Consider the following 20255-nt stretch of genomic DNA (forward strand, 5'->3'; position numbering starts at 1 on the left):
GGTCCCAATCATTTATTCTACAATCTCAGCAATGACTTCGATTTCGATTTTTACATCACGAGGCAAGCAAGCCACTTCTACTGCCGAACGAGCTGGAAACTCGCTTTTAAAGGCCGTTTTGTAGACCTCATTAAATGGCACAAAATCATTGATATCACTTAGGAAGCAGGTCGCCTTGACCACATGGTCAAAATCTGTTCCAGCCACTTCCAAAATAGCTCCTACATTTTTTAAAACTTGCTGGGTCTGCACTTCAATCGTTGCTCCTACAATTTCTCCTGTCTCTGGTGACAAAGGAATCTGACCACTTGCAAATAAAAGGTTGCCAACGATTTTTCCTTGAACATATGGTCCGATTGCTGCTGGTGCTTTATCTGTTTGTACTATTTTTGCCATTGTATTCTCCTCATTTCTTTTATCTTACTTATTATATCATAAAGTCAAAAGACTGACTATTCTTGTCCCCCTTCCCATTGACTTTTAGGAAATTTTTCTTTATGATAGTAAATGCATAATTCAAAACACTTGTTTTGGACTGGTTCGCAAACTTCCCAGTATAAAAAACTAAGTACCCTTATATTCTAAAGTAATGTAATTGCGCATAGTTTTTTCTGGTGTCCTGCCACTTTGGCAGAACTAACTGAGAGGTTGAGACTGAGGTTTCAGCCTTATTTTATTTCTCAAAAGGAGGACCTATGAAAAGAAAAGTTATTATTGACTGCGATCCCGGCATAGACGACAGCCTAGCCCTGCTCTATGCCCTGCAACACCCTGACTTAGAGGTCGTTGCTTTGACCATAGTTGCTGGAAATGTCCCAGTAGAACTTGGTCTTGAAAATGCACTTAAAATCCTGGAAAGGCTGAATAGGCTAGATATTCCAGTCTATGTAGGAGCCGACAAGCCCTTGGTTCGTGACTTCGTCTCCGCTCAGGACACCCACGGCATGGATGGATTGGGGGAAAGCAGGATAACAAGAAGCAGTTCCACCCAAGCCCAGCCAAAAGCTGCTTATGACTTTCTGGCAGACTATTTCCAGAAAAATAGTGATACTTCCATCATAGCACTGGGGCCTTTGACCAATATTGCCTTGGCTCTTAGGAAAAATCCTAACCTTGGGCAGCATCTAAACCGATTTGTCAGTATGGGCGGCAGCTACAAATCGCACGGCAACTGTTCACCCGTAGCAGAGTACAACTACTGGTGCGATCCGCATGCAGCCCAAGGAACCTACGAAAAACTTGGAAAAAAGATTGAAATGGTCGGTCTAGATGTCACGCGAAAGATTGTCTTGACGCCTAATCTCTTGGAATATATGCGATTTATCAATCCTGAAGTCGCTGACTTTATCGGAAAAATCACGCGTTTTTACTGGGATTTTCATTGGGAGTATGAACATATCATCGGCTGTGTCATCAACGATCCATTAGCCGTTGCCCATTTTCTGCATGAGGACCTTTGTCAAGGATTTGACTCCTTCGTCGATCTCGCAACGGAAGGTATTGCCATGGGACAAACGCTGGTTGATGCCTATCATTTTTATGGTAAACAAGCCAATGCTAAGGTGCTGACTCAAGTAAACACCCACCTCTTCTTTCAGGATTTTCTCTCCGTGATACTCAACACTTCAAAGGAAATCATCTGCCAAGATCTAGAAACTTTAAATTTAGGATAAGATTATGAAAAAAACAACACCATTTACCATTACATTTACAGCTATCTGCATCGCTCTAAACTATATCGGTGCCAACATCGCCCTTTTTCTAAAACTTCCTGTTTATTTGGATACTTTTGGAACGATATTAGCCAGCCTCGTTTTAGGACCTATTTTCGGAGTAGGAACTGCGGTTGCCAGTGCTCTTATTAGCGCCTTTACAACGGACATTTCTGCTATTTATTTCTCTCCAGTAGCCATTCTTTTGGCTCTTCTTGTCTCGGTCTTTTTCACTGCTGATTCAAAACCAAGACTAAACCTTCTCTGGAAAACGGTTCTAGTCTCTCTGCCAGCAACTGCTTTGGCCTCTCTGATTACTGTGATAGTCTTCAAAGGGATCACTCCGAGCGGTTCCAGCATCATCGTTCAGGGTTTACATGGATTCGGCCTAGATTTGGTGACCAGCACTATCATCGTCCAAGCGCTAACCGACTATGCAGACCGACTCATCGTTATTGGAGTCAGTCTGGTCTTCATTCCACAACTCAAAAAAGTCATCCCAAGAATCTTTGCAAAATCCAGCAATGCATAAATCAAAAGAACTACTCAGACAATCTAATTTCGAGTAGTTCTTTTAGTTTAACTTTGTCTTTTATAGGTCTTCAAGGTTAAGTTTAAAAAAGGAGTAGGCAGACTCTTCTTGAGTCCAAGCCTACTCACAAGCTACATTCTGAGATTAATTGCGTCCCTTGAGAACAGCCTCAATGATTGCCATTCTGACAAAGACGCCATTTGTCATTTGTTCTACAATTCGAGATTTTGGAGCTTCAACCAAATGATCTGCAATTTCTACATCGCGATTGACAGGCGCTGGGTGCATCAGGATTGCAGTATCCTTCATACGATCATAGCGCTCTTGCGTCAAACCGTGAAGTTTATGATAATTTTCCTTAGAGAAAATGGAGTTGTAGTCATGGCGTTCGTGCTGTACGCGGAGGAACATCATGACATCCACTTGGTCAATCACTTCGTCAATCGTTACGAATTTACCATAGTCAGCAAATTCTGCACTTCTCCACTCATCTGGACCAGCAAAGAAGAGCTCAGCGCCAAGACGTTTCAAGATTTGCATATTAGATTTGGCTACACGAGAGTGATCAAGGTCACCAGCGATGGCTACTTTCAAACCATCAAAATGACCGAATTCTTGGTAAATTGTCATCAAGTCAAGTAAACTTTGGCTTGGGTGCTGACCAGAACCATCACCACCATTTACGATAGAAGTTGTAATCGTTGGGCTTTCGATCAATTCTTTATAGTAGTCCACCTCAGGGTGACGGATGACACAGACATCTACACCGAGAGCTGACATAGTCAAAATCGTGTCGTACAAGGTTTCTCCCTTGTTAACTGAGCTTGTCTTGACATCAAAGTCAAGCAGGTCGCATCCAAGTTTTAATTCTGCTACTTCAAAAGCTTTGTGAGTCCGAGTTGAAGATTCAAAGAAGAGATTTGCAACGATATGCTGCTCATCATAATGAACCTTTGCGCCGTTTTTAAATTCAATCCCGCGCTTGATCAAAGCCATTACTTCTTCGTTCGTAAGGTGTTCCATAGATACAAGATTTTTAAGTGCGATTTGATTTGATGACATGATGTTATACTCCTTTTTTATTAAAAACTTTGGACAAATGTAGCAATCTCGTCAGCCTAATTTTTAGGTTCTGGCATGATGAGATAGAGGGCAATTCCGAGAACAGTTGACAAGGCAACTCCTGAAACTTGCAGACCTGATAGTTGCAGGGTCAGACCACCGATACCAGATACCAGAACGACACTAGCAATCAGCAGGTTCTTTTTGTTGTCAAAATTGGTTTGGGCTTCAATCAGAATTTTCAAACCGCTAGAAGCAATTACCCCGAAGAGGGCGATGGAAATACCTCCCAAAACTGGACTTGGAATTGATTGGAGCAGGGCAGACACTTTTCCGACAAAACTCATGGTAATCGCCAATACAGCAGCACCAGCAATCACATAAACACTGTAGATTTTATTGAGCGCCATCACTCCGATATTTTCGCCGTAACTGGTCACTGGCGGAGCACCAAAGATACCCGCGATGACCTGAGCCAGACCATCCCCAGCCAAAGTCTTATCCAAACCAGGCTCTTTAAAGAAATCCTTACCTGTCAAGCTATTCAGAACCATTACATGCCCAAAGTGCTCTGTCATCGTTACAAAGGCGATCGGTGCCATTGTTAGAATTGCACTTGGATACAATTTAAAATCATAATCTATAAACGGAAGATTCATCGGCGGAACGTGGAGCCAAGAAGCTTTTGTCACGTTGGCAAAAGAGATAATCTCCTGACCTGTCACCGCTCCGACAATCAGAGCGAAGATATAGCCAACAATCAAGCCCAGCAGAACTGGAATAATACCAACGATTTTCTTACCGTAGATGTTAAAGAGAATGACACAGAGAAGAGTTACCATCCCGATAGCAAAGTAGGTGATATCGTAAACCTTCTGGTCTCCAACAGTCTTATACATCACATCGCCAACAGCTGTACCCGCTAGACTCAGACCAATCACCATGATGATCGGCCCCACCACTACTGGCGGCAAAATCTTATCAATCCAAGCGTTCCCTGCGAATTTCACGATGAGGGCTACGATGAAGTAGACCAAACCACCCGTGATAGCACCTTGCGCAACCGCAGCAATCCCATCTGTCTTCATTAAGATTTGCATGGCAGCGATATAAGCAAAGCTGGAACCCATATAAGCAGGGATTTTGTACTTGGTCACTGTCAAGTGAGCCAGCGTTCCCAAACCACTTGAAAACAGGGCTACCGCTGGGTCAATTCCCACCAGAATCGGAACCAACACTGTCGCCCCAAACATGGCGAATAAATGCTGGAATGAAAGTCCTAAGAGTAAGCCAGGCTTTGGCATATCATGGACATCGTATTTAACTTCTTGACTCATCTTGTCTCCTCCTCTACGATCAGAACTCGGTCCTGACCATCTTTTTCAGTCATTTCAACAATAATCTCTTCAAGGTGGCTCGTTGGAATATTTTTACCAACATAGTCTGCCCGAATCGGCAACTCACGGTGTCCGCGGTCCACTAGAACAGCGAGACTGACACGTGATGGTCGCCCATTGCTGACAAGATTATCAATGGCTGCGCGGATCGTCCGGCCCGTATAGAGCACATCGTCAACGATAATCACTTCACGATCAGTAATGTCAACTGGAATCACTGTCGTGTCTTCCTTGACCTTGATATCGTCTCGGAAGGGCTTTGTATCCACTTCGCAAACTGGAATCTCAATTTTCTCTAGCTGAGCCAGTCGTTGTTGGATACGTTTGGCAATGAAGACCCCTCTGGTCTTAATGCCTGCCAAAACGATTTGACTTAAATCCTTGTTGCGCTCGATGATTTCATAGGTGATTCGCGTGATGGCGCGATTCATGGTGATCTCATCGACAACTTCCTTTGTCTTCATCTAAACCTCCTAAAAACATTAAAAAAGCCTCCTTTTGCAAGGAGACCTCAGAAAATAGAGACAGGCTGAAACAAGACGCACTTGTCACACTCCACCCATCATTTTTACTTTGCTCCTTGCCTATCTCTCTGGATAGAATTAAAGGACTATTTAATTGTTTATAACTATACCACAATTTCAATTCCATTTCAAGAAAAAAATGAACTTTTTTCACGATAAATTGCTAATCCATTTCAACAAAATAAAAAACAGAGAACATCTGTTTTCTATTTTCTACTATAATACTCTAAGCTTTCTTCTTTGAAAATGAGATAGATTTGATTCCGTAAAAAATATAACCAAAGACAAGATAGGCCACAAAGATAATCAAGCACATCTTGATAACATAAGGCCAACCGTGCTTATAGACATTCAGGAAAAAGTAGGGAAAGGGTTTATCCTTGGCATTGGGAATATCAATTTTCAAGAAAAAGCCGTTAATAAGGGCAAAAATCATGTAAATTAGCGGAACACTTGTCCAAGAAATGGGATCAAACCAACGATACTGCCGAGTTTTATCAAATACAAGAGTATCAAAGAAAAACATGAGGGGCACAATGTAATGGCAAAGGAAATTTTCCAAACGATAAAAATCGGTCGCAATCGGAGCTAGGAGCAAGTGATAGACCACGCAGGTAATCATGATACACATGGTTACACCGCCCTTCACGCGCAACAGCTTGGAACTCTCCCAGTTATTGTCCATCCACATCCTAAAAATAAGATAGGCGGTGAATAATAGAACCAGAAGATTAGACAAGACAGTGTAGTACATCAGCATTCCCACGCCAAGTTTAGCAATTTCCAGATAGACCCCTACAAAAGCCAAAACAAGAAGAAGGAGGCGATAAGAAAGAATTACTTTTTTATTCATAGCGCTTCTCAGATTTTCTTGACGAATTCTGACTTGAGCTTCATAGCACCAAATCCGTCAATCTTACAGTCAATATTGTGGTCGCCTTCGACGATGCGGATATTTTTCACGCGCGTTCCTTGTTTGAGATCCTTAGGAGCACCCTTGACTTTCAAGTCCTTGATTAAGGTAACTGTATCCCCATCGGCCAACTGGTTTCCGTTTGCATCAATAGCCACTGGACCAGCTTCTCCTGCTGCAACTTCTGCTGGATCCCATTCATAGGCACATTCTGGACAAACCAAGAGGACACCATCTTCATAAACGTATTCTGAGTTACATTTTGGGCAATTTGGTAAATTATTCATTAAATCATTTCTCCTTATAAGTGGACAGACATTCAGAAAAGAATAAGAACCGAATGACAGCCATATTTTACCGTCTTATTATACGATATTTTATCTTATTTGACAAATGGACAAAGAAAATCACTTGTTTTTAAAAAACTTTCTTGACTTTTATGACAAAACAATGTACTATTCTAGTGTATATACAGTAACTAAAAGGAGTTTATTATGAAACCAACATCCAAAAATCAGTTTATGACACTGACCGCTTTTTTGACTGCCCTAGCCATCGTTATTCCGCTGGTTATGCCGATTAAGATTGTCATTCCGCCTGCTTCCTTCACTTTAGCCAGCCACGTTGCTATCTTTCTGGCCATGTTCATCTCACCACTCATGACAGTAATTGTCGTCCTCGGCTCTACCATCGGATTTTTCATGTCCGGTCTTCCTTTCATCATCACCCTGAGAGCCCTGTCTCACCTACTCTTCGGTACTATCGGAGCTCTTTATCTGCAAAAGCATCCTGAAACACTGGACAGTCAGAAAAAGACCTGGATCTTTAATTTTGTGCTGGCCCTGATTCATGCCTTTGGTGAGGTAGTGGTCTGCATTCTCTTTTATACGACAACAGCCTATCCGGCGAATGCCTTCTATATCCTCTTTGGTTTAGTTGGATTTGGAACAATCATTCACAGCATGGTCGACTTTGTCATTGCCAAATTTGTCTATCAGTCTCTGAAAAAGATTCGCTAAACCTTGAATCTTCTAGAGATTTGATTTACAATGAAGATATGACAAAAAAACGAAGAAATGATGTATTAGAGCTTTTAAAAGAAGCTCGGCAACCTTTAAACGGACAATTTTTGGCGGAACAATTTCATGTCACTCGCCAAATCATCGTTCAGGATATTGCTCTGCTGCGTGCCGATGGTGCTCCTATTATCAGTACCAATAGGGGCTATCTCTATAAAGAAAGCAATCAGCCTACTCATTTTCACCGCCTTTTTAAACTTAAGCATAAGGCCGACGATATCGAAGCCGAACTTTTGGCCATCGTTGATAATGGCGGGCGGGTGCAGAATATCATGATTGAGCATCCTGTCTATGGGGAAATCCAGACCTATCTAAAATTAACCTGTCGTCGCGATGTGCAGCAATTTTTAGATCAAGTCTCAGAGAGCGATTTTCGTGCCTTATCCGAGCTAACAAATGGAGTTCACTATCATCTAATCGAAGCGGATTCTCAGCAGGACCTAGACTATATCGAGGAAGCCTTAGCTACACTGGGCTTTCTGCAAGAATAAACACGAGGCAAATATTCTAGATTGAACCAGTTTTGAAGGAAATTCAAGGCTGGTTTTTATATTTTGAATGAACAAGAAACTTTGTCAGTTTCCTAGAAATAAGGTAAAATAAGAGAAAGAAATCTGTAGGGGGACAGAATGGCAGCAAAAACAAAATACCAAGTCATCATGGATAAAATTATTAGGGACATTGAAAAGGGAAGACTTAGTACGGGGCAAAAGATTCCCTCCGTCCGCAAGCTGGCAGACCGCTACCGTTGCAGCAAGGACACTGCCCAGAAGGCTCTGATTGAGCTTCGTTATCAGAAGTACATCTATGCTGTACCTAAGAGCGGCTACTATGTCTTGGAAAATGACCAAAACAAAAAGGAAGATATCGAACTGGCTGTGACAGACGACCGACACCAAGCCTACGAAGACTTTCGCATTTGTGTCAATGAAACGCTGATTGGTCGAGAAAACTATCTTTTTAACTACTACTCCCAGCAAGAAGGACTGGAGGAGTTGCGACAGTCAGTCCAGCGCTTGCTCTTGGACTCGGCTGTCTACACTTCTGCAGATAATCTGATTCTGACTTCTGGTACCCAACAAGCCCTTTACATTCTCTCTCAGATTGACTTCCCCAATAACAAAGAGACCATTCTGGTTGAGCAGCCTACCTATCATCGGATCAACGACTTACTGCTAAATCAGAAACTGCCTTATGAGACTATTGAGCGTAAACCGACTGGGATTGACCTGAAAGAGTTAGAGAGGATTTTTAAAACAAGGCGGATTAAGTTTTTCTATACGATTCCCCGTTTTCACTATCCACTAGGCCATTCATACAGCCGTCAGGAAAAGGAAGAAATCCTTGCCCTCGCTGAGCGTTATGATGTCTATATCGTTGAAGACGACTATCTGGCCGACTTTGATAGTAAGCGAGAACTGCCTTTTCACTATCTAGATAACAGTCAGCATGTCCTCTATATCAAGTCTTTTTCTACCAGTCTCTTTCCTGCCCTGCGCATCACGGCCTTGGTTCTGCCACCTCAGATTCGAGAAACCTTTCTATCCTATAAAATAGCGGTTGACTACGACAGTAACCTCATCATGCAAAAAGCTCTCTCCCTCTATATTGATAATCTGATGTTTGAAAAGAATCGTCTAGGCTTACTTAACCGACTGGAAACTGAAAAAACTAAGGCACAATTCCTCTTGGACGACCTTCATTTCCCTCTGCCCCACCAGTTGACAACAGATGGCGTGATTTTTGACCTCCAATCCCTCCCCTCTGTCAGCTCCCTCAAACACAGCAAGCTGCCGCTGGACTTTTTTGAAAGCAGCTACATTCAGACCTGCCCCTACCACTACGCTAAGCTACAGTTTGATGATTTAAAAGAAAATCTGGAAAAATTTAAAGACTACCTAAAAAAGAGAGTGGGTCAGAAATCGGTAATTCGTTAGAATTCGATTTCGTCATCCCACCTCCGCACAGTTGAGTAGGACTGTAAAAACTGATGAAATCAGCGGAGTAGAGCCCACTCAACCACTGCGTCTTGATCGACAATTGAGAGGCTAGGACTTTTGTCCCAGCCTCTTTTCTTTGAATTTTTCCTTGTTTTTCAGGCATCCAACATTCCAGCCTGCAGCTGGTACATTTTCTTGTACTTCCCATTTTGTGCTAAGAGCTCTTCGTGGCTACCAGACTCAATAATGCGCCCTTTATCTAAAACGTAGATGCAATTGGCATCCTGAATCGTGGACAACCGATGGGCGATGGCAATAGTGGTTCGACCCTGCCGCATTTTCCGGAGAGAATGCTGGATCAGCTCCTCAGTTTCCGAATCGATATTGGCAGTGGCTTCGTCCAAAATCAAGATTTTAGGCTTAGTTGCGATGGTTCTGGCAAAGGCCAAAAGCTGTCGTTGGCCACTAGAGAAGGTAAAGCCGCGCTCGGTAACTGGACTATCATAGCCCTGAGCTAGTTGGCTGATAAAGTCATGGGCATCAACAAACCGAGCTGCTTCTTCGACCTCTGCTTGTGACAGACTCTCCTGATACATGCAGATATTAGAGGCAATGGTGCCATAATAGAGAAAGGGATCCTGCAAGACAAGACCAATATTCCGTCGTAACTCTGCTTGACTGTAGTCTCTGATATCTCTGCCATCAATAAGAATTTTGCCTTTCTCAAATTCATAAAAGCGCAGGAAAAGGTTGATAATGGAGGATTTTCCCGAACCCGTTGATCCGACAAAGGCAATCGTCTCACCTTGCTTAACGCTAAAAGAAATGTCCTTTAGAATCTCTCTCTTTCCGTCATAGGAAAAAGTCACATGCTGAAAGTCAATATTGCCTGCCTGAATCTCAGGTCCTTCTTCTGCTTGCTCGGGCTCAAAGTCTCGACGATCCATCAGTTCAAAAACACGCTCCGCTGCTACCATAGAAGTTTGAAGAACAGAGTAATTTTGCATGACATCGATCAAGGGATTGAAAAGCTGGTTGACATACTGGATAAAGGCATACATGATACCCGCAGTCACTCCAGCTACTTGCCAGCTCAAGCCAAAATAAGTCAGAATGACTGCATAAGCCAAGATTTTCAGCAAGGACATAGCAGGGCGTAGAAAGAGGCTGTTCACGTTCAGATAGCGATTGCTAAAGTCCAGATGTTCCGCATTGATTGCTTCAAATTCTTCTAACAACCGCTTTTCCTGACCAAAAGCTTGGATGATCCGCATCCCTTCAATGCTCTCAGAAAGTTTGACGTTGAGGTCACTCAGTTTAGCTCGGACTTGCTTGAGCAAGCGATTGGACAGCCGCTGATATAGGATAATCGAGCCAAGCATGATAGGCAAAAAGAGGACAATCAGAAGAGTCAGTCGCCAATTCAAAGCCAACATGGTAGCAATTGTCACCACCAAGATAAGCATGGAGGTGAGAAAATTTGAAAAAATGCTGCTAAACATATCAGCCACTGACTGGGTATCGTTGGTCAAGCGAGAAACGATAGCCCCTGCTGCTGTCTGGTCAAAGTAAGCCATGCCTAATTGCTGCATATTCGCAAAAGTTTCCTGCCGAAGATCACGGACAATGCTGTAGGCCACCCGTGCAAAAGCATATTGCCCCAGAAAAGTAAGGAGTACCCGCAAAAGAAAGAGACCATAGTAAATCACCAGCAGATAGAGACCGCTTGTGGCTACCTCTCGACTGACAAACTGGTCAATATAAGAACGAGCCAAGAGGGGCAAGGCCGTTGTCACCAGAGTTGTCGCAAAAATAAAGGCTAGAGCCAATAGGCTAATCCATTTGTAGCGCCACATATAGCCTAGGAGGCGTCTAAAAGTTGATTGTTTTGTCATTTTGAAGACTCCTCCTTGAAACGTTCATATAGTTGTTGATTTTGATAGGTTTGGGCATACCAGCCCTGTGCTGCTAGAAGTTCTTGGTGAGTACCTCGCTCCTTGATACGACCATTCTCCAGCACTAAAATCAAATCCGCATGGACAATGGCTGACAGACGATGGGCAGTGATAATAGTCGTCTTGTCAGCTCGTTCCTGCTTGAGATTTTCTAAAATCACATGCTCGGTCTTGGCATCCACTGCTGACAAGGAATCATCCAAAATCAAAATTTCTGGATTGATGATGAGGGCTCTGCTCATAGCCAAACGCTGCTTTTGACCACCAGAAAGCGAGACGCCCCGCTCACCAAGCAGCGTATCCAAACCATCCGGCATAGCCTTAATATCCTCATAAACACCACAAAGCTGGGCTGCTCGGATGACTTGCTCATCTGACAGTTCTGGATTGGCGAAGCGGATATTGTCCCGAATGGACAGGGCAAAGAGTATCTGATCCTGAGGCACATAACCAATCAGACCACGCAGATCCTTAAGAGCATACTCTCGAATATCGTGGCCATTCAGATAGATTGCTCCTTCTTGAATATCCTGCTCCCGAAGCAAGAGGCGCAGCAAGGTGGTCTTCCCGGATCCAGTCGGCCCAACAATCCCCAAGGTCTGACCTTTTTCTAATGTAAAGTGAATATCCTTCAAAGTGGCTTCATTCTCATAAGCAAAGTAATCTATCTCATAGTCTAGTCGGCCATTTTGAATACTAGCAAGTGGCTGCTGGGCTTCCTCTACATCTGACTCCTCAGCCAGCAAGTTCTCAATCCGTTCACAGGAAACAGCTCCCCGCTGGCTGATATTCACTAGGTACCCCATCGCTTGCAGCGGCCAAACCAGCATATCCAGATAAGTCATAAAGGTAACCAGTTCACCGACTGTAAATTGACCCTGAGAGATAAACATTCCTCCGAAAATCAAAGTCAGAACATAGGATAAGCCGACAAAAATCAGCACCATCGGGTCAAACAGGGAATTGTACTTGGCAGCCAAGATGTTCTTTTGGTAGACTTCTTGGTTGATAGCTGCAAAGGACTGAGTCTCTGCATTCTGATAGCCAAAAGACTTGGTTACTTTAATCCCCGCTACGCTCTCCTGAACTTTGTTGTTGAGATCAGAAAAAGCCTCCTGAGCTGCTTTAAAGCTCTCGTGATTCTTCCGACCAATCAAGCTGGTTCCCCAAGACAGAAAGGGCAGAGGGAGAATAGAAATCAAGGTCAGCCGCCAGTCCAAGACCAAGAACATGGTGATGAGGGTCACTAAGGCTGTAATAGAAGCATCCACCGCTGACATAACACCACCACCAGCTACGCTAACCACCGCATTGATATCATTGGTCGCATGAGCCATGAGGTCACCCGTTCGGTATTTTTGATAAAAACTTGGCGACATCCGCGTAAAATGCTCAAAAAGCCGAAAGCGTAAGATGCGTCCCAGATTATTTGCCGTGCCAAAGATATAGAGCCGCCAGACATAACGCAAACCATACATAATAAAAGCAGCCAAAATCAAAAGGAGAAGATTATAAGCAAGTTCTCCAGCAGTCAGACTCCTCCTAGCAATTCTATCTATGACCTGCCCAATGACTCGTGGCGGAATCAGATTAAACACACTGACCAGAGACAAGGCCAAAATGCCGATCATATAGCGCCGCTTCTCCAGTTTAAAAAACCAGTCCAGTTTTCTGATAAGATTCATTTTGTTTCCTCATTCCAAACAAAGGACGGACAGCCCTTAATCCGACTGTCCGTTTCTCACTATCTCTATTATACGCTATTTCATCTAAAAATGAAACTCAGGCAAACTATGCTCATCTTTTCTTAGTCAGGACAAAGCTGGTGTCCAACAAATCAAAAAGTTGCTGGTCGGGCAAAGTTCCATCCAAGGGCAGGCTGAGCCAGTATTTTTTATTCATATGAAAGGCGGGATAAATTCCCTTTTTCTGAATAAGTTCCGCAACTCGGTCACTCTTGACATTTAGAACCTCGACCGCACCACTGCGCTCCTTTTCAAACTTAGTCCAATCGGTCGTCAAAAAAGCTCCGTACCATTTCTTGCTATCCTGATGGCGAAAAACAGCAGCCCCATTAGTGCTTTTACGAGAAGAATTCTCCCAGAGATACTCCAACTGTCCCTGATAAGTAGTAGCCACATAGCTACTCAGTCGCTGACTTTGCTCATAAAGAAAGCCTACTTCCTCAAAGCAATGCTGCCGAATATCCAGCAAAACCTCCTGACAGGCCGCCCTGACTTGTCCGACAAACTCTCCAGCCATACTTTCCATCTTGACTTGTCGATATTCATCACCTGTATCCAAGTCAAGCACCTGAAAATCCAGCTTTCCATCAAAAATCACCACATTCATCTGGAAGTCGCCAGCCATGATCTCAGTCGAATAACTGTATTCTGCACCAGACCTGACAAAGCCATAATCCAGCAAACTTTCTTCCTTCAGCCTGTATTTTTCAAATAAATCCAGCATGAACTTTCCTGCTAAAATACTACTTTGGTGCCATGCAATTGATCAACACCTAGAGCGTCAACAATCTCGTCACGATTTTCTAGGTTAATCCCACCACCAGGTAAAATCTCTATCCGCCCTGCCGCATGCTCAATCAATTCATCCAGCCAAGCCAAATGCTCTAGAATAGACTCTGACGCTGGCCCGCCATGAGTCAAAATCCTCTTAACGCCGTGTTCAACCAGCCAGTCTAGCTCTCCGAACTGATACTCAGCAGGAATAGCATCAAAAGCCATATGAAAGACCACATCCAGCCCCTGAGCCGCCTCAAGCAGCCGCTCCATCTTAGGATAATCAATCTCATTATTTTCCTTTAAGACACCAAAAACGAGGCCATGACTCCCTGCCTCACGTGCCTTCTGAATGTCCGAAAGCATTATCTCGATTTCCATATCTGAATAGACAAAATTTCCACCACGAGGACGAATCATGGTCATCACAGTCGCATCATAAGTCTCAACCATTCGTACTGCAGCCTCGATGACACCGTAGCTAGGCGTTGTTCCACCAACTGTTAGATTATCACACAGCTCAACCCGCTTCGCTCCAGCCTCTAAAGCCTTGTCTAGCAAGGTGACATTCTCAGCACAAAATTCATAAATCATGGCACTACCTCTTATTTACTATATTGATTTTCTACTTTTTATTATAACACAAAATTTCCTTTAACATGCGCCTCTAGCATATTTGCCACTGTATTTTCTCAATCATTTTATATTCATAGTCTCGCAAAAAATCCTATTCTTCAAGTTTATAAGGCTTATTTTCACCTATTTCCATTGCGCTCATCTTCCAAGACCTTTCAACTAGAGAAATGGTGACTTACGAGTGTCTTTTGTTCAAGATTGTGCTAAAATAGACTTAATCTATGAAAACAAGGAGCTTTTATGAAATACCCTAATCTTTTAGATCGTTTCCTGACCTATGTCAAAGTTAACACACGCTCAGACGAAACGTCTACTACTACACCCAGTACCCAGAGTCAGGTGGACTTTGCTAACAATATCCTCATTCCTGAGATGAAGCGAGTTGGCTTGGAAAATGTCTACTACCTGCCCAACGGCTTTGCGATTGGAACTCTGCCAGCCAACGACCCTAGCTTTACCCGCAAGATTGGCTTTATTTCCCACATGGATACGGCGGACTTCAACGCAGAAAACATCCAGCCGCAGGTCATTGAGAATTATGATGGCGGTGTGATTCCGCTTGGTCAATCTGGCTTTAACTTAGATCCTGCAGACTTCGCCAGTCTCCATAAATACAAGGGCCAAACACTGATTACAACTGATGGAACCACCCTTCTGGGCGCAGACGACAAGTCAGGTATTGCTGAAATCATGACTGCTACCGAATACCTGTCTGCCCATCCAGAAATCAAGCATGGAGAAATCCGAGTGGGATTTGGACCAGATGAGGAAATCGGTATCGGAGCTGATAAGTTTGACGCGGAAGACTTCGACGTAGACTTTGCCTACACAGTAGATGGCGGCCCTCTAGGAGAACTCCAGTATGAAACCTTTAGCGCTGCTGGAGCAGAGCTAACCTTCCAAGGACGCAATGTCCATCCGGGAACTGCCAAAGACCAAATGGTCAATGCACTCCAGCTGGCTATTGACTTCCACAACCAGCTGCCAGAAGCCGACCGTCCAGAGAATACTGAGGGCTACCAAGGTTTCTACCACCTGATGAACTTGACCGGAACTGTCGAGGAAGCTCAAGCCAGCTACATTGTCCGCGACTTTGAGACAGAGGCTTTTGAAAATCGCAAAGCTGCTATGCAGGCTATTGCTGATAAAATGAACCAAGAACTGGGTAGCGAGCGCGTCATTTTGACCCTCAAAGACCAGTATTACAACATGAAGCAGATTATTGAAAAGGACATGACACCAATCAATATCGCTAAAGCAGTCATGGAAAGTCTGGACATCCAGCCGATCATCGAGCCAATCCGTGGCGGAACTGATGGCTCCAAAATTTCCTTTATGGGTATCCCGACTCCCAACCTCTTTGCCGGCGGTGAAAACATGCACGGCCGCTTCGAATATGTCAGCCTAGAAACCATGGAACGCGCTGTCGATACCATCATTGGCATCGTCTCTTATCAAGAATAAATAAAAAAACAGAAATTCATAACGAATTTCTGTTTTTTTGACTTTTAAAACTGAAAGTTAAGCTAATAGCAACTGCTCCAAGAGCAAAAAAGGAGAAGACCAATTGGTCCTCTCCAAAGTTTGGCATGTATCAGGCCGTTATAATCGACAAAAACTGTATTGACAGATTCAATTAAGCTTCTGTACCGTTAATGACTTCTATAATCTTCTCAATAATCTCATTATCTAGATACTGTTCGAACTGAGGTAAGTATTCATAATAGTTCTTATAAGTATCGGCCTGACCTGCCAGAATTAAAGCTCTGAAACCTTGATAGGCAACTTCAAAATTCCCTATTTTGACACCATTTTCTAACAATTCAAATGGAATCCAATAGTCATAAACCCTGTTCCAGCTGAAAAGGCTATCTGGATTCAATTCTAAATCCTTAGCCATATAAGCATAGGCAAAAGCAATGTGATGCTGCCCTGATTCTCTATATAATTTAGCTAATTGAGACCATGCTTCAGCGCGATTAGGGTTAATCTGGATAGCTTTTTCCAAATACTCTCGTCCTTCAAGAGCTTTCCCTTCATTTTCATAAATTTGCGCTATTTCTAGACAAGAATAATAAGCTTCCTCTGACCATCCATCCGTCATAACTGCACGTTTTTTGAACCAAGACAAGGCCTCCTGGTATAAACCTGCATCACGATAAGATCTCGCGCAATAAAAAGTATATCTAGGCTCTAAGTCAGGGTCTTGATTATTATAAACAGCATTTGCCAGTACAGTTGCATCATGATAATATTTATCATCGTCTAGACTTCGTGCGCCTCTTGTTCTTGCAATGACTGAATAAGGTCCTACAAGATTTCCATAACTGGCACCTTCAGGCAATTCAATAAATTCATGCACAACTCCTCGCCAATAAATTTCTGGATTATTTTTAACAAGAGCTACACGACGAAATGAAAGAACTCCACTCTCATCTGAAAAATTGAGATAATAGGCATCTGCTTCAAGATCAGTAGAGATTTTTAAACTACCTTCAACGAAATCATCTGCATCAAAGATTAGAATATAGTCTCCCTTTCCTCTTGCATAATTTAGGGCTAAATTTCTATTATGTGCAAAGTTTTGCCATTCATCTTTGTGCAATTCTCCTGGAATTCCCACCTCACTAAAAAAGTTCAAGATGAGGTTTTCCGTTCCATCTGTGGAGCCAGTGTCAGAAATGACCCAGTAGTCAAATGTGATTGAATTGACCAAATTTTGGAGTGTTTCCAAAATTATATGGGCTTCATTTTTTACAATCATATTCAATACAATTGATGACATTCAATTCCTCCAAAACATTAATACAACAAAACTAGAGGCTAGTAGAATTTTAATAATCCTAATAGCCTCTGTTTTACTCTAAACTTGATATTGCTTAAATTTTATAAAGAGAATATCTTAGAGTTCTTCTTCTTTTCGCTTAGAAACACCTAAGGCAGCTAGAAGTGCAGCTGATAGAAGTCCTGCGCCTACCACACCTACTTCATGGTTGCTATTGTCACCAGTCTTAGGAAGGGTTCCTGACTTAGCTACTACTTTGGTTGTTCCTGCAGGTTTTGTTGGCTTAGCTGGAACTGTTGGAGCTGTTGGAACTACTGGTTTTATTGGATTAGTAGGACCTGTAGGACCAGTTGGGCCGGTTGGACCGGTTGGACCAGTTGGACCGGTTGGACCAGTTGGGCCGGTTGGACCGGTTGGACCGGTTGGACCAGTTGGACCGGTTGGACCAGTTGGACCGGTTGGACCGGTTGGACCTGTAGGGCCGGTTGGACCGGTTGGACCTGTAGGACCAGTTGGACCTGTAGGGCCGGTTGGACCAGTTGGACCGGTTGGACCAGTTGGACCAGTTGGACCGGTTGGACCTGTAGGGCCGGTTGGACCGGTTGGACCGGTTGGACCAGTTGGACCTGTAGGACCAGTTGGACCGGTTACACCCTTGCCATCTTTACCATCTTTTCCGTCTTTGCCGTCCTTACCATCTTTACCATTTCTGATAATTGTAGAAGATGTTACTTCATCAGAATCAACCTTACCATTGTTATTCTTATCAATTCCAACAAGAATAGTAACACTACCATCTTCATTTTCAACGAGCGTTACAAGTGAGCTTTGACCATCTTTTCCGTCTTTGCCGTCCTTGCCATCTTTTCCGTCTTTTCCATCTTTAACGATTGTAGCAGAGGTTACTTCATCTGGATCAAGCTTACCATTACCATTTGTATCAAAACCAATCTTAATGGTGTGTGTTCCATTTTGGTTGTCAACTACTTCTGCTAATGGTGTCTTACCATCTTTACCATCTTTCACGATAGTTGTTGAAGTTACTTCACTTGGATCAAGTTTACCGTCGCCGTTCTTATCGAGTCCAACTTTAACAGTATGAGTACCGTCGTTGTTGTTAACTACTTCAGTTAATGATGATTTACCATCTTTACCTGTTGCTCCTGTCGCTCCTGTTGCACCAGTTGCGCCGTCTTTCACGATAGTTGTTGAAGTTACTTCACTTGGATCAAGTTTACCATCACCATTCTTGTCGATTCCAACCTTAACAGTATGAGTACCATCGTGGTTATCAACTACTTCAGTTAATGATGATTTACCATCTTCACCTTTATCGCCCTTAGCTCCGGTCGCTCCTGTAGCTCCAGTTGCACCATCTTTCACGATAGTTGTTGAGGTTACTTCGCTTGGATCAAGTTTACCATCACCGTTCTTATCGATTCCAACCTTAACAGTGTGCGTACCGTCGTTGTTATCAACTACTTCAGTTAATGATGATTTACCATCCTTACCGTCTTTAACGATGGTAGATGAGGTCACTTCGTCTGAATCCAACTGACCGTTGCCGTTCTTATCGAGTCCGACTTGAACAGTATGGGTGCCATCGTTGTTGTCCACAACCTTAGCCAATGATGGCTTTCCATCCGCTCCCGTTGCGCCGTCTTTAACGATAGTCGTTGAAGTTACTTCACTTGGATCAAGTTTACCATTGCCGTTCTTATCGAGTCCAACTTTAACAGTATGAGTACCATCGTGGTTGTTAACTACTTCAGTTAATGATGATTTACCATCTTCACCCTTAGCTCCTGTTGCACCTGTAGCACCAGTTGCGCCGTCTTTAACGATAGTCGTTGACGTTACTTCACTTGGATCAAGCTTACCGTCGCCGTTCTTATCGAGTCCAACTTTAACAGTATGAGTACCATCGTGGTTGTTAACTACTTCAGCTAATGGAGACTTACCATCCTTACCGTCTTTAACGATGGTAGATGAGGTTACTTCGTCTGAATCCAACTGACCATTGCCGTTCTTATCGAGTCCGACTTGAACAGTATGGGTGCCATCGTTGTTGTCTACAACCTTAGCCAATGATGGTTTACCATCCGCTCCAGTTGCGCCTGTAGCTCCAGTTGCGCCGTCTTTAACGATAGTCGTTGACGTTACTTCACTTGGATCAAGCTTACCGTCGCCGTTCTTATCGAGTCCAACTTTAACAGTATGAGTACCATCGTTGTTGTTAACTACTTCAGTTAATGATGATTTACCATCTGCACCTTTATCGCCCTTAGCTCCGGTCGCTCCTGTAGCACCAGTTGCGCCATCTTTAACGATAGTCATTGACGTTACTTCACTTGGATCAAGTTTACCGTCTCCGTTCTTATCGAGTCCAACTTTAACAGTATGAGTACCATCGTGGTTATCAACTACTTCAGTTAATGATGATTTACCATCTGCACCAGTTGCTCCGGTCGCTCCTGTAGCACCAGTGGCACCGGTTGCGCCGTCTTTAACGATAGTTGTTGAGGTTACTTCGCTTGGATCAAGTTTACCGTCGCCGTTCTTATCTAGACCGACTTGAACAGTATGAGTGCCATCGTTATTGTCTACAACCTTAGCCAATGATGGTTTACCATCCGCTCCAGTTGCACCTGTAGCACCAGTTGCGCCGTCTTTAACGATAGTCGTTGACGTTACTTCACTTGGATCAAGCTTACCGTCGCCGTTCTTATCGATTCCAACTTTAACAGTATGAGTACCATCGTGGTTATCAACTACTTCAGTTAATGATGATTTACCATCTTCACCTTTATCGCCCTTAGCTCCGGTCGCTCCTGTAGCTCCAGTTGCACCATCTTTCACGATAGTTGTTGAGGTTACTTCGCTTGGATCAAGCTTACCGTCGCCATTCTTATCGAGTCCAACCTTAACAGTATGAGTACCGTCGTTGTTGTTAACTACTTCAGTTAATGATGATTTACCATCTTCACCCTTAGCTCCTGTTGCACCTGTAGCACCAGTTGCGCCATCTTTGACGATAGTTGTTGAAGTTACTTCACTTGGATCAAGCTTACCGTCACTATTCTTATCAATACCAACTTTAACAGTATGAGTACCGTCGTTGTTGTTAACTACTTCAGTTAATGATGATTTACCATCTTCACCCTTAGCTCCTGTTGCACCTGTAGCACCAGTTGCGCCATC

General features: G+C 43.4%; 18 protein-coding genes and 1 riboswitch. Of the genes, 6 read left to right on the forward strand and 12 right to left on the reverse strand.

The features are described from left to right. Nucleotides 1–12: 12 nt before the first annotated feature. On the reverse strand, nucleotides 13–396 hold the full coding sequence (locus tag D8797_RS05365; protein WP_125379557.1) for a RidA family protein: 384 nt from the start codon (nucleotides 394–396) through the stop codon (nucleotides 13–15). A gap of 133 nt (nucleotides 397–529) precedes the next feature. Further along, nucleotides 530–574, forward strand: a riboswitch (PreQ1 riboswitch). A gap of 121 nt (nucleotides 575–695) precedes the next feature. On the opposite strand from D8797_RS05365, the gene D8797_RS05370 reads away from it, so the two are divergent. Both D8797_RS05370 and D8797_RS05375 read left to right on the forward strand, forming a co-directional pair. Then, nucleotides 696–1673 carry a nucleoside hydrolase gene (locus D8797_RS05370; protein ID WP_125379558.1) on the forward strand — a complete coding sequence of 326 codons (978 nt, stop codon included), beginning with the start codon at nucleotides 696–698 and terminating at the stop codon, nucleotides 1671–1673. A gap of 4 nt (nucleotides 1674–1677) precedes the next feature. Beyond that, nucleotides 1678–2244, forward strand: coding sequence for a LytS/YhcK type 5TM receptor domain-containing protein (locus tag D8797_RS05375; protein ID WP_125379559.1), 567 nt, complete (start codon nucleotides 1678–1680; stop codon nucleotides 2242–2244). A 144-nt stretch (nucleotides 2245–2388) separates the two neighbouring features. Here D8797_RS05375 and D8797_RS05380 read toward each other — a convergent pair whose 3' ends face one another. From D8797_RS05380 to D8797_RS05400, 5 genes are all read right to left on the reverse strand, one after another. After that, nucleotides 2389–3306, reverse strand: a complete 918-nt coding sequence (locus D8797_RS05380) for an aspartate carbamoyltransferase catalytic subunit (protein ID WP_045497159.1) — start codon at nucleotides 3304–3306, stop codon at nucleotides 2389–2391. Between the two features lie 56 nt (nucleotides 3307–3362). Further along, on the reverse strand, nucleotides 3363–4643 hold the full coding sequence (locus D8797_RS05385; protein ID WP_125379560.1) for a uracil-xanthine permease family protein: 1281 nt from the start codon (nucleotides 4641–4643) through the stop codon (nucleotides 3363–3365). Then, on the reverse strand, nucleotides 4640–5167 hold the full coding sequence (pyrR, locus tag D8797_RS05390; RefSeq protein WP_005590199.1) for a bifunctional pyr operon transcriptional regulator/uracil phosphoribosyltransferase PyrR: 528 nt from the start codon (nucleotides 5165–5167) through the stop codon (nucleotides 4640–4642). The genes D8797_RS05385 and pyrR overlap by 4 nt, the downstream gene beginning before the upstream one ends. A gap of 286 nt (nucleotides 5168–5453) precedes the next feature. Further along, nucleotides 5454–6080 carry a Pr6Pr family membrane protein gene (locus tag D8797_RS05395; protein WP_125379561.1) on the reverse strand — a complete coding sequence of 209 codons (627 nt, stop codon included), beginning with the start codon at nucleotides 6078–6080 and terminating at the stop codon, nucleotides 5454–5456. An 8-nt stretch (nucleotides 6081–6088) separates the two neighbouring features. Beyond that, a complete protein-coding gene (locus D8797_RS05400) occupies nucleotides 6089–6427 on the reverse strand; it encodes a zinc ribbon domain-containing protein YjdM (RefSeq protein WP_005590197.1) in 339 nt (112 codons plus the stop codon). 207 nt (nucleotides 6428–6634) lie between these two features. Here D8797_RS05400 and D8797_RS05405 point away from each other — a divergent pair, with 207 nt between their 5' ends. From D8797_RS05405 to D8797_RS05415, 3 genes are all read left to right on the forward strand, one after another. Further along, nucleotides 6635–7159: an ECF transporter S component gene (locus D8797_RS05405; protein ID WP_125379562.1), complete on the forward strand. Its 525-nt coding sequence runs from the start codon at nucleotides 6635–6637 to the stop codon at nucleotides 7157–7159. Between the two features lie 38 nt (nucleotides 7160–7197). Continuing rightward, nucleotides 7198–7710, forward strand: a complete 513-nt coding sequence (locus D8797_RS05410; RefSeq protein WP_125379563.1) for a transcription repressor NadR — start codon at nucleotides 7198–7200, stop codon at nucleotides 7708–7710. A 138-nt stretch (nucleotides 7711–7848) separates the two neighbouring features. Beyond that, nucleotides 7849–9156, forward strand: a complete 1308-nt coding sequence (locus D8797_RS05415; protein WP_125379564.1) for an aminotransferase-like domain-containing protein — start codon at nucleotides 7849–7851, stop codon at nucleotides 9154–9156. Between the two features lie 158 nt (nucleotides 9157–9314). Here the strand turns inward: D8797_RS05415 and D8797_RS05425 are convergent, their stop codons facing one another. The 4 genes from D8797_RS05425 to D8797_RS05440 all read right to left on the reverse strand — a co-directional run bounded on the left by D8797_RS05425 (nucleotide 9315) and on the right by D8797_RS05440 (nucleotide 14227). Continuing rightward, nucleotides 9315–11054: an ABC transporter ATP-binding protein gene (locus tag D8797_RS05425; protein WP_125379566.1), complete on the reverse strand. Its 1740-nt coding sequence runs from the start codon at nucleotides 11052–11054 to the stop codon at nucleotides 9315–9317. Further along, a complete protein-coding gene (locus D8797_RS05430; RefSeq protein WP_125379567.1) occupies nucleotides 11051–12799 on the reverse strand; it encodes an ABC transporter ATP-binding protein in 1749 nt (582 codons plus the stop codon). Before D8797_RS05430 ends, D8797_RS05425 begins: the two co-directional genes overlap by 4 nt. A gap of 112 nt (nucleotides 12800–12911) precedes the next feature. Beyond that, on the reverse strand, nucleotides 12912–13583 hold the full coding sequence (locus tag D8797_RS05435; RefSeq protein WP_125379568.1) for an MmcQ/YjbR family DNA-binding protein: 672 nt from the start codon (nucleotides 13581–13583) through the stop codon (nucleotides 12912–12914). An 11-nt stretch (nucleotides 13584–13594) separates the two neighbouring features. Continuing rightward, the gene (locus tag D8797_RS05440; protein WP_125379569.1) at nucleotides 13595–14227 is read right to left on the reverse strand and encodes a copper homeostasis protein CutC; all 633 of its coding nucleotides are present in this window, start codon (nucleotides 14225–14227) and stop codon (nucleotides 13595–13597) included. A gap of 282 nt (nucleotides 14228–14509) precedes the next feature. On the opposite strand from D8797_RS05440, the gene pepT reads away from it, so the two are divergent. Beyond that, entirely contained in the window at nucleotides 14510–15733 is a 1224-nt protein-coding gene (pepT, locus tag D8797_RS05445) for a peptidase T (RefSeq protein WP_125379570.1), read from the forward strand. 172 nt (nucleotides 15734–15905) lie between these two features. On the opposite strand, the gene D8797_RS05450 is transcribed toward pepT, so the two are convergent. Further along, nucleotides 15906–17054 carry a glycosyltransferase gene (locus D8797_RS05450; protein ID WP_125379571.1) on the reverse strand — a complete coding sequence of 383 codons (1149 nt, stop codon included), beginning with the start codon at nucleotides 17052–17054 and terminating at the stop codon, nucleotides 15906–15908. A gap of 117 nt (nucleotides 17055–17171) precedes the next feature. Continuing rightward, a partial coding sequence (locus tag D8797_RS05455; protein ID WP_125379572.1) for a collagen-flanked surface repeat-containing protein occupies nucleotides 17172–20255 on the reverse strand: 3084 nt, incomplete at its 5' end.

The organism is Streptococcus cristatus, assembly GCF_003944225.1.
Lineage (GTDB): Bacteria > Bacillota > Bacilli > Lactobacillales > Streptococcaceae > Streptococcus > Streptococcus cristatus_K.

What these genes read in the sequence shown, in the direction of transcription:
- D8797_RS05365 (WP_125379557.1), bottom strand. Translation starts at nt 396, where the DNA reads ATGGCAAAAATAGTACAAACAGATAAAGCACCAGCAGCAATCGGACCA.
- D8797_RS05370 (WP_125379558.1), top strand. Translation starts at nt 696, where the DNA reads ATGAAAAGAAAAGTTATTATTGACTGCGATCCCGGCATAGACGACAGC.
- D8797_RS05375 (WP_125379559.1), top strand. Translation starts at nt 1,678, where the DNA reads ATGAAAAAAACAACACCATTTACCATTACATTTACAGCTATCTGCATC.
- D8797_RS05380 (WP_045497159.1), bottom strand. Translation starts at nt 3,306, where the DNA reads ATGTCATCAAATCAAATCGCACTTAAAAATCTTGTATCTATGGAACAC.
- D8797_RS05385 (WP_125379560.1), bottom strand. Translation starts at nt 4,643, where the DNA reads ATGAGTCAAGAAGTTAAATACGATGTCCATGATATGCCAAAGCCTGGC.
- pyrR (WP_005590199.1), bottom strand. Translation starts at nt 5,167, where the DNA reads ATGAAGACAAAGGAAGTTGTCGATGAGATCACCATGAATCGCGCCATC.
- D8797_RS05395 (WP_125379561.1), bottom strand. Translation starts at nt 6,080, where the DNA reads ATGAATAAAAAAGTAATTCTTTCTTATCGCCTCCTTCTTCTTGTTTTG.
- D8797_RS05400 (WP_005590197.1), bottom strand. Translation starts at nt 6,427, where the DNA reads ATGAATAATTTACCAAATTGCCCAAAATGTAACTCAGAATACGTTTAT.
- D8797_RS05405 (WP_125379562.1), top strand. Translation starts at nt 6,635, where the DNA reads ATGAAACCAACATCCAAAAATCAGTTTATGACACTGACCGCTTTTTTG.
- D8797_RS05410 (WP_125379563.1), top strand. Translation starts at nt 7,198, where the DNA reads ATGACAAAAAAACGAAGAAATGATGTATTAGAGCTTTTAAAAGAAGCT.
- D8797_RS05415 (WP_125379564.1), top strand. Translation starts at nt 7,849, where the DNA reads ATGGCAGCAAAAACAAAATACCAAGTCATCATGGATAAAATTATTAGG.
- D8797_RS05425 (WP_125379566.1), bottom strand. Translation starts at nt 11,054, where the DNA reads ATGACAAAACAATCAACTTTTAGACGCCTCCTAGGCTATATGTGGCGC.
- D8797_RS05430 (WP_125379567.1), bottom strand. Translation starts at nt 12,799, where the DNA reads ATGAATCTTATCAGAAAACTGGACTGGTTTTTTAAACTGGAGAAGCGG.
- D8797_RS05435 (WP_125379568.1), bottom strand. Translation starts at nt 13,583, where the DNA reads ATGCTGGATTTATTTGAAAAATACAGGCTGAAGGAAGAAAGTTTGCTG.
- D8797_RS05440 (WP_125379569.1), bottom strand. Translation starts at nt 14,227, where the DNA reads ATGATTTATGAATTTTGTGCTGAGAATGTCACCTTGCTAGACAAGGCT.
- pepT (WP_125379570.1), top strand. Translation starts at nt 14,510, where the DNA reads ATGAAATACCCTAATCTTTTAGATCGTTTCCTGACCTATGTCAAAGTT.
- D8797_RS05450 (WP_125379571.1), bottom strand. Translation starts at nt 17,054, where the DNA reads ATGTCATCAATTGTATTGAATATGATTGTAAAAAATGAAGCCCATATA.